This window comes from Chitinophagales bacterium, assembly GCA_017303835.1.
GTDB lineage: Bacteria > Bacteroidota > Bacteroidia > Chitinophagales > Chitinophagaceae > JAFLBI01.
Window position 1 is genome coordinate 1,256,652 of the sequence record JAFLBI010000001.1, and the last position, 14,665, is coordinate 1,271,316.

Below are 14,665 nucleotides of genomic sequence, written 5' to 3' on the forward strand. Positions count from 1 at the left end.
AACAAAAAAAATACTTGTTAATAATGAAACTCCACTGTTTCTGTACCCGATTGCAATACCAGCGAAGCGGTATCGGCAGCTACCGTACGGCCCACAATCTTTGCTTCAATACCCAATGTTGCAGCCGTGGCAATCATTTGTTGTGCGGATGCTTCATCGGTAAAGATTTCCAAACGGTGGCCCATATTGAAGACCTGATACAATTCTTTGTTATTGGCGCCTGAGTTTTCGCGAATCAGTTCAAACACAGGCGGCGGTGTAAACAAATTGTCTTTGATTACCTGCATGGGCTGAGGCAGGTATTTCATACACTTGGTTTGTCCGCCCCCACTGCAATGTATTACCCCCTTAATTGCATCAAATTGCTCATCGAGCAATCGCTTCATCAGCGGTGCATAGGTTCTTGTGGGCGATAACAACAATTTACCGATGGCGATTTCCTGTCCATTGATGGACATGGTATCCGTCATCTTGTTTTTACCAATATAGACTACCTCCTTATTCAGACTTGCCTCGAATGTCTCAGGATATTTTTCTGCGTAGTGCTTCGACAAAACATCATGTCTGGCGCTGGTTAAGCCATTACTGCCCAATCCGCTGTTGTAGGCTGTTTCATATGCAGCCTGACCATCACTCGCAAAACCCACAATCACTTGTCCGGGTGCTATCAGGTCGTTGGTGATGAGTTTATTTTTTGGCCAGCGTGCCGTCATGGTACCATTCACCGCAATGGTGCGCACCACATCACCTACATCGGCTGTTTCACCACCGAGGTAATGAATATTGACACCAAAGTTTTTCAGTTGATCAAAGAATTCCTGCGTGCCGTTGATGACAGCTTCAAGCACTTCACCTGGTATCAGGGCTTTGTTACGATCAATGGTTGAGGAGAACAACAAATTATCACACACACCTACACAGAGCAGGTCATCTAAGTTCATGGCCACTGCATCCTGTGCAATGCCCTTCCAAACGGATGCATCTCCGGTTTCTTTCCACCACAAATAAGCCAGAATACTCTTGGTACCTGCTCCATCTGCATGGCTGATATTCACCCAATCGGGGTTGCCACCCAAATAATCGGGATACATTTTACAGAATGCATGGGCATACAAACCTTTGTCCAGCTTCTTGATAGCTGCATGTACTTCTTCTTTCTGAGCAGAAACACCTCTTTGTGCGTATAATGAGTCTGACACCGGGAAAATTTGAGTTGCGGCAAATGTACAATTCCCCCTGCACATGCCCGCTGCGGTTTATACCCAGATGCCTTAGCTTTGCGCCCGTTATGCAAGTACACCGTTCGCTGAGTCAGTTACCGGCTTTCCGCAATGCCGTGCTCACCATTGGCACTTTCGATGGCGTGCATCTGGGCCATCAAAAAATTATTCAGCAACTGGTGCAATCGGCCAGAGAAGTGAATGGCGAATCGGTGCTCATCAGTTTCGACCCCCATCCACGCAAGATCATTTCTTCTGTACCCGGCGATATTCGACTGCTCACTTTACTGGAAGAAAAGATTCGTGTACTGGAACCAACCGGCATCGATCATTTGGTGGTAGTGCCTTTCGATCATCATTTTGCCAACCAAACAGCTACGCAGTATATCCACGAGTTTATCTATCAGCATTTCCATCCGCATACCATCATCATTGGTTACGACCATCGCTTTGGCAAGGGCCGTACCGGCGATTATCAATTGCTGGAAGCGGAAGGCGTGAAGCTGGGTTTCAAAGTGCAGGAAATTCCGGAGCACATGCTGCAGGAATCCGGCATCAGTTCTACACGCATTCGCAATGCGATTACAGAACACCGCATTGCAGATGCGAATGCATTATTGGGGTATGATTATTTCTTTTGTGGTACTGTGGTGGAAGGCAACCAGCTCGGCAGAACCATTGGTTTTCCTACAGCCAACCTGCATATTAAAAGTGAAGACAAACTCATTCCCGGTAATGGTGTGTATGCAGTAACCGTAGAGATTGATGCAGAGCCAGCTATCCTCAAAGGCATGATGAATATCGGCTACCGCCCTACTGTGGATGGTAAGCGCCGCATGGTGGAAGTGAACATCTTTGATTTTGACCGCGATATCTATGGCAAGACCTTACGCGTTATGGTGCATCATTATCTGCGTGGCGAACAAAAGTTTAACGGACTGGAAGGATTGAAAGCACAATTGGCTGCTGATCGGGAACAGGCGATTACACTACTCGCTTAACGCATCATTTTTACCACCATTTCTTTCATCAGGCTGCTGTCTTCTGCACCGGCATTGTTGACACCAACGCTGCGCAAATTGTATTCATGCAATAGCAAAAGAATGCGTTCCACACCTTCGTAAGCATAATTTTTTGCTGCCGCGATATAGTCCTTGATGAAATAAGGATTTACACCAATAGCAGTAGCCAAAGTTTTCTCATCACCCTGTACGCCAAAAATCATGTACACTTTGCTGAAGAAATTATAGAGTGCAGGCAACATCATTTGAATAGGTGCTGCTTTGGGATTGGCTTCAAAGTATTGAATGATGCGGATGGCTTTGGCCAGATCTCTGCGCACCATGGCGTCTTGCAGTTCAAATACATTGAATTCTTTGCTGACGCCGATATAGGTTTCAATATCGTCTTCCGTAATATTCTTTCTGCTGCCGAGATTTACTGCTAGTTTTTCAATCTCATTCTGTATGCGGCTCAAATCATTCCCAATATGATCCACCAATAATTGCAGTGCTTTCTGATTAATGGTTAAGCCATGTTGCTGCACCATATTGGATGCCCACTCCGGTAACTGACTATCGTAAATCTTTTTGGTGGTGAATACTTCCGCGTTCTGCTTCAGTAGCTTGGCAAACTTGGTACGCGCATCTACTTTTTTCTCTTTGTACGATACCACAAAGACGGTTGAACTCAATGGATTTTCGATATAAGGCTCCAGCTTATCAATATCGCGCATGTGCTGGGCTTCTTTCAGCAATACCACCGATCTTTCTGCAAACATGGGATATCTTCTGCAAGCATTCACCACCGCAGCCCAGTCTGCATCGCGACCATAAAAAATAGTGAGGTTAAACCCGGCTTCACTTTCGCTGAGAATTTTGTGCTCTGCATGATCCACCAGCATATCAATGAAATAAGGCTCATCCCCTTCCAACCAGTAGATGGGTTTGAACTGGCCTTTTTTCCATTCGCTCAATATTTTTTCGGCGGACATGGCGCAAAAATACACTCCGCAAATCAAGCACTGCCGCTATACCCACATATGTGAAGAATTAAACGATCACTACATCTGCATCTCGCAAAGCAGGCAATTGCTGAAAACGCAAAATCACATTGGCCGTAACGATTACATCGCGCTGGCAATAGTCCACAATCCGCTGCAAGTCGCGCTCTTTATAATACACATCCTGCACCATGCTACCATCCATATCTGTTTTGGAAGTAGGAATACCCAGCACATTGGCCATCAGGTGCAGAGATGTATAATGTTTATAATCGCCGAATTTCCACCAGCTCAAAGTATCCATCATGCGCACTTCCCAGGGTTTGCGGTCGTTCAGTTGTAAATATTCCGGCAGCAGCATGCCATTGATGATCATTCTTCGGCAGATATAGGGAATATCAAACTCACGAATATTGTGCCCGGCAAACTGAAAATTGCGGTTGCGGCCGTACATCTTATTACAGATCTCCACAAAACCTTCCAAAACGGCCCGCTCATCATCGCCGGAAACGGACTTCACCCGTAAGCCATTAATTTTCATATCGTTATAACTGAATACGGCTGTGGAAATGCAAATAATTTTGCCAAATTCTGCCAAAATACCCGCTCTTTTCCGGTAAGATTCTTCCGGCAGCACATCCTCTGGCATGGTTTTCGCGACCTTTTCCTGCCATAGTTCCTGCCAATTGCTCGAGAGATCGGCAAAGGCAGGAACTTGTGGTACTGTTTCAATATCAATGACCAATAATTCGTTTAGCATAGTAACTCCTTATTAAACAACATGTATATGAGCAACAATCCCCAATTTCCGGAAAAAAAAGACAACCGTAACCTGATCTATGGCATCCTCATCGCCGCACTGGTGATGACCTGGGCCTATATCATTTACGACAAGAGTCAGTCGAAAGAACAGATCACTTTATTACAGACAGAAGTGAAAAATGTGGACAGTGCCCGACTGGCAATTCAGCAGGATTTCGATAATGCTTCTGCCCGCCTGGATTCTATTACTACTAATAATATTGAATTGCAGGGTTCACTGGCTGAGCGTAATCAGGAAATTCAGCAGTTGAAAAACAATATCCGCGTTACACTGAACAAGAAAAATGCTACCGCTGATGAACTGTCTAAAGCAAAAGCGTTGATTGCTGAATTGAATGGCAAAATCACTGATTTGTTTGCTGAAGTAGAAAAACTGAAAGCAGAAAACCAGCAACTCACTAACGCCAACGAGCAGCTAACAACAGACAAAAACAAACTCACAGCAGAAAAGGGTGAATTGCAGCAGAACCTGAACAGCACTACAGAAGCTAAGCGCAGAGTGGAAGATGTAGCTTCTACCTTGCAGGCATTGAACATCAATATCACGGCCATCAATATCAAGAATGGTGGTAAAGAAAAAGAAACCAACACAGCCAAGCGTGCCGATGTGTTCCGTGTATCATTCGATATTGCCGAGAACCGTGTAGCCCCAACTGGCACCAAGGATTTCTTTGTGATAGTAACTGGTCCTGATGGTAAGCCTTTCAGTGAAGGTGTGTTCAAGACACGTGAAGATGGTGAGCGTGAGTTTACCAATAAAGTAACGGTGAACTATGAGCAAGGCAAACGCTTGCCAGTAAGCTTTAACTGGAAGCCTGAAGGTCAGTATGCAACAGGTAATTACCGTGTAGAGATCTACCACAATGGATATAAGATTGGTGAAGGTGTAAAGAGCCTGAAAAAAGGCGGCATCTTCGGATAAGTTTGTACCAAACTGCAAATGGGTACAGGGGCTCCGTTAGGGGCCCTTTTTTTTAAGGCAAAACTTAAAAAGCAAAAGCAAAAAGTGGTAGTCTTCCTCGCGAACCTTAGCGTCCTAGCGTCTTTGCGGTTAAAACTATTGAACTGAAGAAGGAAAGCCGAGGATCGAAAAATGAAAAACGAATAAATCCTCGCGAAACTTTGCGTCTTAGCGTCTTTGCGGTTAAGCCAACAGGAACAGAAGAACAATTGAACAAGGAACAGAGCAACCGAAGAAGGAAAATCGAGAATCGAGAAACGAAAAACGAATAAATCCTCGCGAACCTTAGCGTCTTCCTGCCTTTGCGGTTAAAACTTTAAAACAGCAGAACAATAGAACAAGGAACAGATGAACAGGAGAAGGAAAATCGAGAGTCGAGAAAAGAAAAACGAATAAATCCTCGCGAACCTTTGCGTCTTCCTGCCTTTGCGGTTAAACAATCAATCCTTAAAGAATAACCACAAATTTCAAATCTCCAATTTCAAATCTCAAATCCTTTACTTTTAAGGTATGAGGGCTTTACTCAACTGGCGTAACCTGATCATTGCCATTGCCATACTGGTGGTGGGCAGCACCGTGCTATACAGTCGCTACCTCGCCAAACAGATTGCCACTGAAGAACGCAAATACGTAGAAGCCTGGGTAGAAGCCGAACGCACCATCCTCAACGGAGCCGACAGCACTTCCCTCTCCCTCGCCACCAAGATTGCCACAGACAATACCGAGATACCCATCATCGAAACCAATGAAAAAGATGAACCTACCGGCTTATTCATGAATATTGATACCAGTGGTATTACTGACCTCAACGCCTTACTGCGTGAGAAACTCAAACGCTTTCGTCGCTTTGCCCCCAAGCCGATAGTATTGGTGGTGAAAGAAACACCTTATGCAGCCAATAAATATTATTATGGTCCCAGTACTTTATTAACGCAGGTACAATGGTACCCTTATGTGCAATTGAGTATTGCTGCTTTATTCCTCATCATTGCCATTACCACACAACGCATTCGTTTCAAGAGTAACCAAAACCAACTATGGGCGGGTATGGCCAAAGAAACCGCGCATCAATTGGGTACACCGGTAAGTAGTTTAGAAGGTTGGCTGGAATTATTGAAAGACATTCCTGCAGCGCAGAATATTGCCGCTGAGATGGACAAAGATGTGCGCCGATTACAACTCATCTCGGATCGCTTTGGTAAAATTGGCAGCACACCACAATTAGAACCCACCACTTTGTTACCGCAGTTGGAAAATATGCTTACCTATATGCGCAAACGTGCAGGCAGTAAAGTGCGCATGGAATTACAACATCATTTGCATGCAGATACGCAATTACAATTATCTCCGCTCCTCTTCGATTGGGTACTGGAAAATTTATTGAAGAATGCACTAGACGCCATGGATGGTAGCGGACAAATTTTGATTCAAGTAGAAGAACAAGCCACCCAATATTGTATAGACGTACAAGATAGCGGTAAAGGCATTGAAGCCGGTGCGATCAATAAGGTTTTTCAACCCGGGTTTACAACGAAAAAAAGAGGTTGGGGATTGGGACTCACACTGAGCAAACGCATCATTGAGCAATACCACGGGGGTAAATTAGCTGTGTACCGCAGCGAACCGGGTAAGGGCACCACCTTTCGGATTGTGTTGCCTAAGTAAAAATCTAAGAACTATACTAGTACACTTCTTCTGTTACAGCAGACTGGGCATCTACACCAAAATAACTCATGGCAGCAAACAGTTGTTGCAATGATTGTGGTGTGGTGGTGTCTACATACAGATCGGCTTCGCGGCAAAGGGCCAGTAATTCATGCCCGCTGGCATTGATGGCTTCTTTGGTAACGGCATCCTGCGAGAGCGTACGAATACAATTCTGCATTCTGCTGAGCTTATCATCGGTAAGATGATCGAATGCATGCTGCTGCATTAACTGCCCAGCCGCATTCACCAGCAAATGATAGGGTACGTTTTTCATAACGTTTGTTTATTGTTAGACAACTCAAAGCTCTAAATCGTTTGTCAAGCCATTGTTAACAAAAGTTTTCAGTGGATAAGATGGGTATAACCCCGGCCAAAACCCAAACAGCATGGGCGTTTGCGGGGCACTGCCCGATATTTATGCAGGGGTAATGCACGGAAATAATGAAAACTGTGTTCACAATTAAACGCTAATGACTACAGAAAAAAACGATACCAGACAATGGGAAATTTCCCATTTTTTGATGGGAGATTTCCCGTACAGACGTCAAAGAATACCTATTTACAATGTGTGTTCATGAAGTAAATTAGCTTCTGATTTTAAAAGATATCTAAAAGGACTAAAATGAAGGAACTTACTGTCATTGATTTTTTTTGCGGAGCTGGTGGATTCTCTGAAGGATTTCGACAACAAGGATTTAAAATTCTTATGGGTATCGACAACTGGGAACCTGCTATTAAAACATTCAATCACAATTTCAAATTAGAATGTAAATCAAAGAGTGTTCTCGATTTTGAGAATTCAATTGATGAAATAGAAGCTTTACCAGATACCGATGTAATTATTGGAAGCCCTCCATGTGTTACTTTTTCAACATCAAATAAGTCAGGAAAAGCAGATAAATCTTTAGGGGTCAGACTAACAGAAGTCTTTCTTAGAATAGTTGCTGTAAAAAAACATAAACCAAATTCAACACTAAAAGCCTGGTTTATGGAGAATGTAACAAACTCAGTTAATTATCTAAATGATTATTATACATTCAAAGATCTGAATTTAAGCAATTGGGCAAGAAAACATAATATAAGCCCTAGTAAAATAGCCATTATTTTAAAGGATAATCAACCTGAGATAAATTCCTCAAATTATGGTTCTCCTCAGTCAAGAATAAGAGTAATTAGCGGCGAAATAGTAAAACATGGGAAATTAGTAATTCCCCCAAATACACATCAACCAGCAGAAGCAAAGGGGAATCTTCAGAAATATATTACTCTACGTGATATCAGAAATTCACTTCCATCACCAAACTCTAAAAAATCTGACAGTCTTACTACTGATCCTCTTTATCCATCAATTCGAATTAAAATAAGCGAACTTTCAGATCACTTTTACGACACAGGTCTTTATGAATGCGAATGGAAACAGTCAATGTTTTTAAAGACAAACCATCCCTACATGGGTAGAATGTCTTTCCCAGAAAATGAAAATAAGCCAAGCAGAACAATTACCGCTACAAAGATTGGATCATCCAGAGAAGCCATTGTTTATCTTTCTGAATATAAAAGGAAAGGAAATGGAGAATATAGAACACCAACTATACGTGAGTCTGCAACACTTATGGGATTTCCAATAACATATCAATTCGTTGGTAGTGAGACAGCAAAATGCAGATTAGTGGGTAATGCAGTATGCCCTTCAGTTAGTAAAGCTTTCGCGAAGCTAGTACGCAAAGAGTTAGGGCTAAATACAATCAAAAAAGATTTAGTGCAAACTACTCCAGATTTAACTGGAGTAAATAATCTTAATACATTTTCGCCTAAAGTTTTTGAGAAACCTCCAAAGCGTAACAAAGGCTCAAGATTCAGAAGACACCCTTTTAAAGATGGCAACTTGACAATAACTCTTTCAAACTATGACATAACTAAAAATGAAAGAAAAGGCTCAAAATGGATTACATCAATTCAATACGGCAATGGAGAAGGATTTCCAGTACACAACTATCCAAATGGCTTTTACAAAAAATTAGAACCAATTATAGCAGCTTATAAAAATGGTAAAAAATTCTTACACACCATTAATAATGGTTTCTCCGAAAAAATTGGAAATAAATGGGAACTACAAGAGATGTACGAAAACCAAAAATCTAATGGCAAACTATTGGAGCCTAGTAAACTAATAGAAGAAGTCGCTAGAATAATTAATAATCTAAAAATTGATAATGAGGAATATATTCAGAAAGAATCAAATGTTTTTAAAGAAAAACATGTAGTGCCTTTAAAACAGTTGTATGCGCTTTATGCAATAAATAAAATCTCTTCAAACACCTAATAATTTTGTATATGAACAAAGAAAGTAGAATACAAAATATTGAACGCTCCTGTAATGAGAAGGACAACCTGATTGGTGAAATTGAAATTCCTTGGAAGGATGGCCTAGAATCAATGAAGGTTTATAAAATCCCTTTAGAATACCTAGTTTATAATAAGTACAATGGAAGAATTTTGAGTAGAACAAAGTCCTTAGAAAGTCAGCATCAAATGATTGATGTGGAAACGGACTATGGACGTGATCTTATTGCAAAACTTTTATGGGATTCTAAAGTTGATAGAAATAAGAAAACCCTGGAAACAATAAATGCACCTGGCGGAGGACAACAGAAGCCAGGTATAATTACTCGAGATGGTATAATTATAGATGGGAATAGAAGAGCAATGCTATTACGGAAAAGCGGGAAATACAGCTATTTCAAAGCAGTTGTTCTACCTGTAACGCTAGATGAAAATCCACTAGAAATTGAAAAGCTAGAAACTTCATTTCAAATGGGTGAGGATGAAAAGCTTGGTTACAATCCTATAGAAAAATATTTAAAAGCTAAAAGCCTTTACAAAAAATTATCAGGTGAAAATTACTTATCAAAAAATGCAGACCTAAAATCAATTCAGAAAATAGCTGACTGGATGGGCGAAGACAGCCCTACAGTAAAAGAGTATTTAGAAGTTATGTGCACAATGGATGATTATCTTGATTACCTAGAGTACAATGGAATCTACACTCAGTTAGACGGAAGAGAAGACCAATTTATTCAATTAACTAGGTGGCTTAATAATTTCTATGGCTCTGAAAGCGCAAAAGCCTTTGATGGTTATAGAGATGATGATGTAGACGATCTAAAGACGATTGCTTACGATTACATTAGAATAAAATACGAAGGCAAGCAATTCAGACATCTTGCTTATGGACTAAGAGAAAATCATTTTTTTGGCGATAAAGAAATTTGGACGAGTTTCAGAGACTACCATTTTGAAAAGAAACAGAAAATAACAGAAGATAGTATTGATCTAAACTCACAGAATTTAGAACGCCATCTCAATGACAGAGATAACAAATTTTATGAAAAAAGTAAATTAGGAAATGTAGAAAGCTTCTTGAAAGAGAATGACGATACCCACTACACTTGGCTTAGAAACAAACAAAGTGCGGGACAACCAGAAAAACTTGTTAGAAATGCGATCAGATCACTCGAATCTATTAATCAAAGGAATAAAAACTTTAAGTCACCAGAAGTATCTAGAGAATTAGAAATATTGAATAATTCAGCTTCACAATTATTAGCGAATAGTTCAATCGAAAAACTATTCAGCCATATTATAACTCTTCTTCAAAAAATTGATATAACCAAAAGCACAGAGGATAAAGAGAGTATAATTAAAAAGGCTAAAACTATTCAACAAATTGTGTATAAAATGACTAAAGAGATTTAAAAGGGCTTTTACTATGCGTGAAATAACAATCCATATTGATAATGAAAGTTCATTTTTAATATTACACGACTGCGCTAGTGAGTTACTTATAAATCCAAGATTAAAAACAACTCTAAAGCGATTAGGCTATAAAATTGAACTCGACAACATTCTTATTCCTTTCAATGAAAAAAGCAAAATAGCAACACTTATAGAAATACAACATCTTCTATTCAAATTTGGATTTGGAAAAAATTTAACTGAAGACACAGTTAATGATATCCGAAGTTTTGAAAGAGAAGAAAGACTTTTTGAAGTCTTCTCAAATAAAGCAAGAGCAATAAGAAACAATCAATTCGAATCAAATCCTGAGCTCATTAAAGACTTTCAAAAATTCAAAGACATTACTCAAAATAGCCTTAAAAGGAAATTATATCCTTTACAGTTGCTTTCAGCATTTCATATGGCTTTTTCACAAAACGCATGCAACTTCGCTGTACCAGGGGCAGGTAAAACTTCAATCGTTTATGCAGCCTATTCTTTCCTTAAACAATTACCCAAAACAGACCCTCGCCATGTTAATAGACTAATTATAATAGGCCCACTTTCATCATTTGCACCATGGGAGAATGAGTATGCTAGTTGCTTTGGAGAAAATCCGAATAGCCTAAGACTTTCAGGAGATGATTCCATATCCAGAGAAAAGAAAGAAGAGCACTTATATTCAGGAAGTCCAGCAGAACTCACACTAATCTTCCATGGAGGAGTTAAGAGCTTACAAAAGGAAATTGTTGATTTTTTAAAGACTCACAATACTATGTTAGTAGTTGATGAGGCTCACAGGATTAAAAATCCTGAAGGTGTTTGGGGAAAAAGCGCTATCGAAATTGCAAAAGAAGCCAAATCCAGAATTATTTTAACAGGGACGCCTGTACCCAACGGATATGAAGATTTATATAATCTATTTCAATTCGTATATCCATTTAAATTCAAATCAATTCTAGGATTTCACTACTCTAATCTAATAGATATGAGTAAAAACAATGTTGAAAATAGTCCGCGTGTTCAACAATTAATTGAAAACATATCACCATTTTTTATACGAATAAAGAAAAAAGATTTAAAGCTTCCCCCTAAAGAAGAAATAACAATCCAAATAGAAATGAATCGTTATCAAAGAGAAATATACGACTTCATAGAATGCGAATACATCAATTCCTTTACACAAAATCCAAACGGATCAATTAAGGATATATTAAATAGAGCTAAATTAATTCGACTAAGGCAGGCTTCAACAAATCCTTCACTACTTGCCAAACCATTGAAAGATGCTTTACTCAATAATCCAGAATTAGATGAAGTTGATCCGAATAGTAAGTTTACAGAATACACAGATGAGTTTATAGATGACTCTGAAATATTTAGACGAATTTGTAATTACGAAAATCTTGAAATACCACAGAAGTTTATTGAGGTAAAAAAAATACTTGATGAAACTATTCTACCTAAAAATGAAAAGGTGATTATCTGGACGATCTTTATAACAAATGCAAAAGATTTACAAGCCTTTTTACTTAAGAATAATATTATTGCACCTTTGTTAATCGGCGAAACAGTACAGCAAGAAAGAGAAATATTAATATCCAAATTCAATGACCCATCTAATAATGACTTTCAAGTAGTCATTGCAAATCCATTTGCTGTATCTGAATCTATATCACTCCACAAAGGTTGCCATAATGCAATTTATTTAGAAAGAGATTACAACTGCTCCAATTTCTTACAATCGAAAGATCGAATACATCGTGTTGGTCTTTCTGAAAACCAGCTTACCAAATACTACTATATAGTTTGCAGCAATTCAATTGATCAGGTAATTGACGAACGCTTGCATTTTAAAATAGAGCGAATGGAAGCCATTATTGATGAAGAGATTCCTTTATTCTCTAGAATAAATGATGATGACGAAACTGATATAATAAAAGCCTTGATACTCGATTATGCTAAAAGAACTCAGTAAATATGAAAATCTTGGCACACCTGGATTTCACGAGCAACTTATAAAAATTATTGTTGCTAATCAAAGTAATATTTTATCAAAATCTACCTTATTAGATTTATTTCATAATAAAAGAATAGATAACAGAGTCATTTTTGATGGCTGTATTCCACTTTTAGAAGCCATAGGGATTCTAACAATTGATGAATTTAGCAGAGTTTCTATTAATCATAATTTTAAAGACTATGTAAAAAGTAAAACACTTTTATATGACAAGTTGGTAGAATTTATTCTGCTTTCTTTAAAGGATGACTTAATTTTTCACTCTATATTCTGCTCTAATTTTATTTCGTATGATATAATTTATCACTCTCTTCAAATTGACAATTCAGCCTTTCCATTAAGATATTCATCTTTTAAACAGCTATTAATTGATTTCAGGATAATTGAGGGGCACCCTGTGAAAGAGTTGAAAAAGTTTATTATTAATAATAGATATAAAAAAATATTTGACAAGGCAGTCTTACCTGAAATTAAGCGAAGAAAAATTGGTGTTGAGGAATTAAAAAGAACATTAGAGCAAAGCCAAATTCATGGCGAAGAAGCTGAAAGATTTGTATTAGACTTTGAATTAAAAAGGCTTAATAATAAAAAGAATATTGACTGGGTTGCAGAATATTCAGTTGCAGATGGTTATGATATTGCTTCTTACGAGAATGAATTTTCAATTGAGCATGATCGGTTTATTGAAGTAAAATCATACGAAAAAGAACCTTACTTTTTTTGGTCAAGAAACGAAATTGAAATAGCCCGTATTAAAAGAGATTGCTATTATCTATATCTTGTTGATCGTACAAAAATTAAACAAATCAATTATTCCCCAATTATAATTAAAGACCCATACAACTTCGTTTACAAGAATAATCATGAGTGGGATCAACGGATAGAAAAAATTAGATTCTCAAAAAAGAATTTTATAAATCAGTAATTATAGTCATCATATTAAATATCTCAAAGAATATTATTAAAAAGCCGAAATGAAACTTGGACAAAAACTTTGGACAAGAGATGAGTTAATACTTGCCATTAATCTTTATTGCAAACTGCCATTTGGTAAACTACATAGCAGAAACAAAGAAATAATAACTCTCGCAAGTATAATTGGTAGAACTCCAAGTTCTGTAGCACTAAAACTTGGCAATTTCGCAAGCCTTGACCCCAGTTTACAAGCTAGGGGCATAAAAGGTGCTGCTAATACAAGTAAGCTTGATAAAGAAATATGGAATGAATTTTACACACAATGGGATACGCTCCCTTACGAAAGTGAAAAACTATTAGCACAAATTAGAAATACAACACTAGAGGAAGAATATAAAATCGAAAATGAGGATTTACCCAAAGAAGGTGAAGATAGAGAACGTGTGATAAAAACGAGAGTGAATCAAGCATTCTTCAGAAACATGGTTTTATCTGCATATAACGATACTTGCTGTATTACTGGATTAACGCAAAGAGAATTACTAATTGCCGGACATATAAAGCCCTGGAGCCTTGATAAAGAGAATAGATTAAACCCAAGAAATGGAATTGCAATAAATGCACTACATGATAAAGCATTTGAGAATGGCCTAATCACAATAACAAAAGATTATACGATTAAAGTCTCCCCTATTATTTTAAAACAACAAAATGATGAAGTAAAAAGTTTCTTCTCTCGGTATGAAGGGAAAAAAATAATACTTCCTTCTAAGTTCCTACCTGATGAGTCTTTATTAGAGTTTCATAATACACATCGTTTTAAAAAATCATAGTAGTATGAATAAAGAGCTAGACATTTTCATATACTCCGATCAACCAACCACATGCCCAAATTGTGGGCTGCGTTCCGAAATTATTCTTGATTTGTCGCACACCAATTCTCAAACGCAGGTTCATTTATGTAATAATGACCATTGTAAGTATGAATTCATGCTACAATCAGATTAATTGTTTTTTTGCCTCTACCAAAATCAGCAGCAATACTCATTTCACGTGTAGCCATGCAATTTGTTCAGCTCACACAAGCAAGCTTAGCTCGGTTGGACGATTATTTACTTGAATTGTCATTTCTGGGATTGTCAGCTCCACTTCGTTTCGCTGACTTACCCCGCATTGAGCTTACACGCCAAATCAGCGTAATTAATGTTTTAAAAAAATCCAGTCAGCGAAGTGGCGATGTT

The 14,665-nt window shown here is 38.4% G+C and carries 12 protein-coding genes; 8 read left to right on the forward strand and 4 right to left on the reverse strand.

Going from position 1 to position 14,665, the window contains the following annotated elements; all coding sequences use genetic code 11:
* Nucleotides 1-17: 17 nt before the first annotated feature.
* Nucleotides 18-1,244, reverse strand: a complete 1,227-nt coding sequence (locus J0L83_05745) for a phosphoribosylformylglycinamidine cyclo-ligase (GenBank protein MBN8664051.1) — start codon at nt 1,242-1,244, stop codon at nt 18-20.
* Nucleotides 1,245-1,288: 44 nt separating this feature from the next.
* Here J0L83_05745 and J0L83_05750 point away from each other — a divergent pair, with 44 nt between their 5' ends.
* A complete protein-coding gene (locus J0L83_05750) occupies nt 1,289-2,221 on the forward strand; it encodes a bifunctional riboflavin kinase/FAD synthetase (protein MBN8664052.1) in 933 nt (310 codons plus the stop codon).
* On the opposite strand, the gene holA is transcribed toward J0L83_05750, so the two are convergent.
* Nucleotides 2,218-3,213, reverse strand: a complete 996-nt coding sequence (holA, locus tag J0L83_05755; GenBank protein ID MBN8664053.1) for a DNA polymerase III subunit delta — start codon at nt 3,211-3,213, stop codon at nt 2,218-2,220. The two genes, J0L83_05750 and holA, sit on opposite strands and share 4 nt — an antisense overlap.
* 58 nt (nt 3,214-3,271) lie before the next feature.
* Nucleotides 3,272-3,982: a 3'-5' exonuclease gene (locus tag J0L83_05760; GenBank protein MBN8664054.1), complete on the reverse strand. Its 711-nt coding sequence runs from the start codon at nt 3,980-3,982 to the stop codon at nt 3,272-3,274.
* Nucleotides 3,983-4,009: 27 nt separating this feature from the next.
* Here J0L83_05760 and J0L83_05765 point away from each other — a divergent pair, with 27 nt between their 5' ends.
* Entirely contained in the window at nt 4,010-4,966 is a 957-nt protein-coding gene (locus J0L83_05765; GenBank protein MBN8664055.1) for a hypothetical protein, read from the forward strand.
* Between the two features lie 549 nt (nt 4,967-5,515).
* Complete coding sequence (locus J0L83_05770; protein ID MBN8664056.1) at nt 5,516-6,670, forward strand: HAMP domain-containing histidine kinase; 1,155 nt, start codon at nt 5,516-5,518, stop codon at nt 6,668-6,670.
* A 16-nt stretch (nt 6,671-6,686) separates the two neighbouring features.
* Here the strand turns inward: J0L83_05770 and J0L83_05775 are convergent, their stop codons facing one another.
* Nucleotides 6,687-6,986, reverse strand: a complete 300-nt coding sequence (locus tag J0L83_05775) for a hypothetical protein (protein ID MBN8664057.1) — start codon at nt 6,984-6,986, stop codon at nt 6,687-6,689.
* A gap of 348 nt (nt 6,987-7,334) precedes the next feature.
* Here J0L83_05775 and J0L83_05780 point away from each other — a divergent pair, with 348 nt between their 5' ends.
* The 5 genes from J0L83_05780 to J0L83_05800 are packed head-to-tail and all read left to right on the forward strand — an operon-like array spanning nt 7,335 to nt 14,257.
* The gene (locus tag J0L83_05780; protein MBN8664058.1) at nt 7,335-9,035 is read left to right on the forward strand and encodes a DNA cytosine methyltransferase; all 1,701 of its coding nucleotides are present in this window, start codon (nt 7,335-7,337) and stop codon (nt 9,033-9,035) included.
* Nucleotides 9,036-9,046: 11 nt separating this feature from the next.
* A complete protein-coding gene (locus J0L83_05785) occupies nt 9,047-10,468 on the forward strand; it encodes a hypothetical protein (GenBank protein MBN8664059.1) in 1,422 nt (473 codons plus the stop codon).
* Nucleotides 10,469-10,481: 13 nt separating this feature from the next.
* A complete protein-coding gene (locus J0L83_05790; protein ID MBN8664060.1) occupies nt 10,482-12,467 on the forward strand; it encodes a DEAD/DEAH box helicase in 1,986 nt (661 codons plus the stop codon).
* Nucleotides 12,448-13,434: a DUF3883 domain-containing protein gene (locus J0L83_05795; protein ID MBN8664061.1), complete on the forward strand. Its 987-nt coding sequence runs from the start codon at nt 12,448-12,450 to the stop codon at nt 13,432-13,434. Before J0L83_05790 ends, J0L83_05795 begins: the two co-directional genes overlap by 20 nt.
* Nucleotides 13,435-13,483: 49 nt before the next feature.
* Complete coding sequence (locus J0L83_05800; protein ID MBN8664062.1) at nt 13,484-14,257, forward strand: HNH endonuclease; 774 nt, start codon at nt 13,484-13,486, stop codon at nt 14,255-14,257.
* Nucleotides 14,258-14,665: the final 408 nt, after the last annotated feature.

What these genes read in the sequence shown, in the direction of transcription:
- J0L83_05745 (MBN8664051.1), bottom strand. Translation starts at nt 1,244, where the DNA reads ATGTGCAGGGGGAATTGTACATTTGCCGCAACTCAAATTTTCCCGGTG.
- J0L83_05750 (MBN8664052.1), top strand. Translation starts at nt 1,289, where the DNA reads ATGCAAGTACACCGTTCGCTGAGTCAGTTACCGGCTTTCCGCAATGCC.
- holA (MBN8664053.1), bottom strand. Translation starts at nt 3,213, where the DNA reads ATGTCCGCCGAAAAAATATTGAGCGAATGGAAAAAAGGCCAGTTCAAA.
- J0L83_05760 (MBN8664054.1), bottom strand. Translation starts at nt 3,982, where the DNA reads ATGCTAAACGAATTATTGGTCATTGATATTGAAACAGTACCACAAGTT.
- J0L83_05765 (MBN8664055.1), top strand. Translation starts at nt 4,010, where the DNA reads ATGAGCAACAATCCCCAATTTCCGGAAAAAAAAGACAACCGTAACCTG.
- J0L83_05770 (MBN8664056.1), top strand. Translation starts at nt 5,516, where the DNA reads ATGAGGGCTTTACTCAACTGGCGTAACCTGATCATTGCCATTGCCATA.
- J0L83_05775 (MBN8664057.1), bottom strand. Translation starts at nt 6,986, where the DNA reads ATGAAAAACGTACCCTATCATTTGCTGGTGAATGCGGCTGGGCAGTTA.
- J0L83_05780 (MBN8664058.1), top strand. Translation starts at nt 7,335, where the DNA reads ATGAAGGAACTTACTGTCATTGATTTTTTTTGCGGAGCTGGTGGATTC.
- J0L83_05785 (MBN8664059.1), top strand. Translation starts at nt 9,047, where the DNA reads ATGAACAAAGAAAGTAGAATACAAAATATTGAACGCTCCTGTAATGAG.
- J0L83_05790 (MBN8664060.1), top strand. Translation starts at nt 10,482, where the DNA reads ATGCGTGAAATAACAATCCATATTGATAATGAAAGTTCATTTTTAATA.
- J0L83_05795 (MBN8664061.1), top strand. Translation starts at nt 12,448, where the DNA reads ATGCTAAAAGAACTCAGTAAATATGAAAATCTTGGCACACCTGGATTT.
- J0L83_05800 (MBN8664062.1), top strand. Translation starts at nt 13,484, where the DNA reads ATGAAACTTGGACAAAAACTTTGGACAAGAGATGAGTTAATACTTGCC.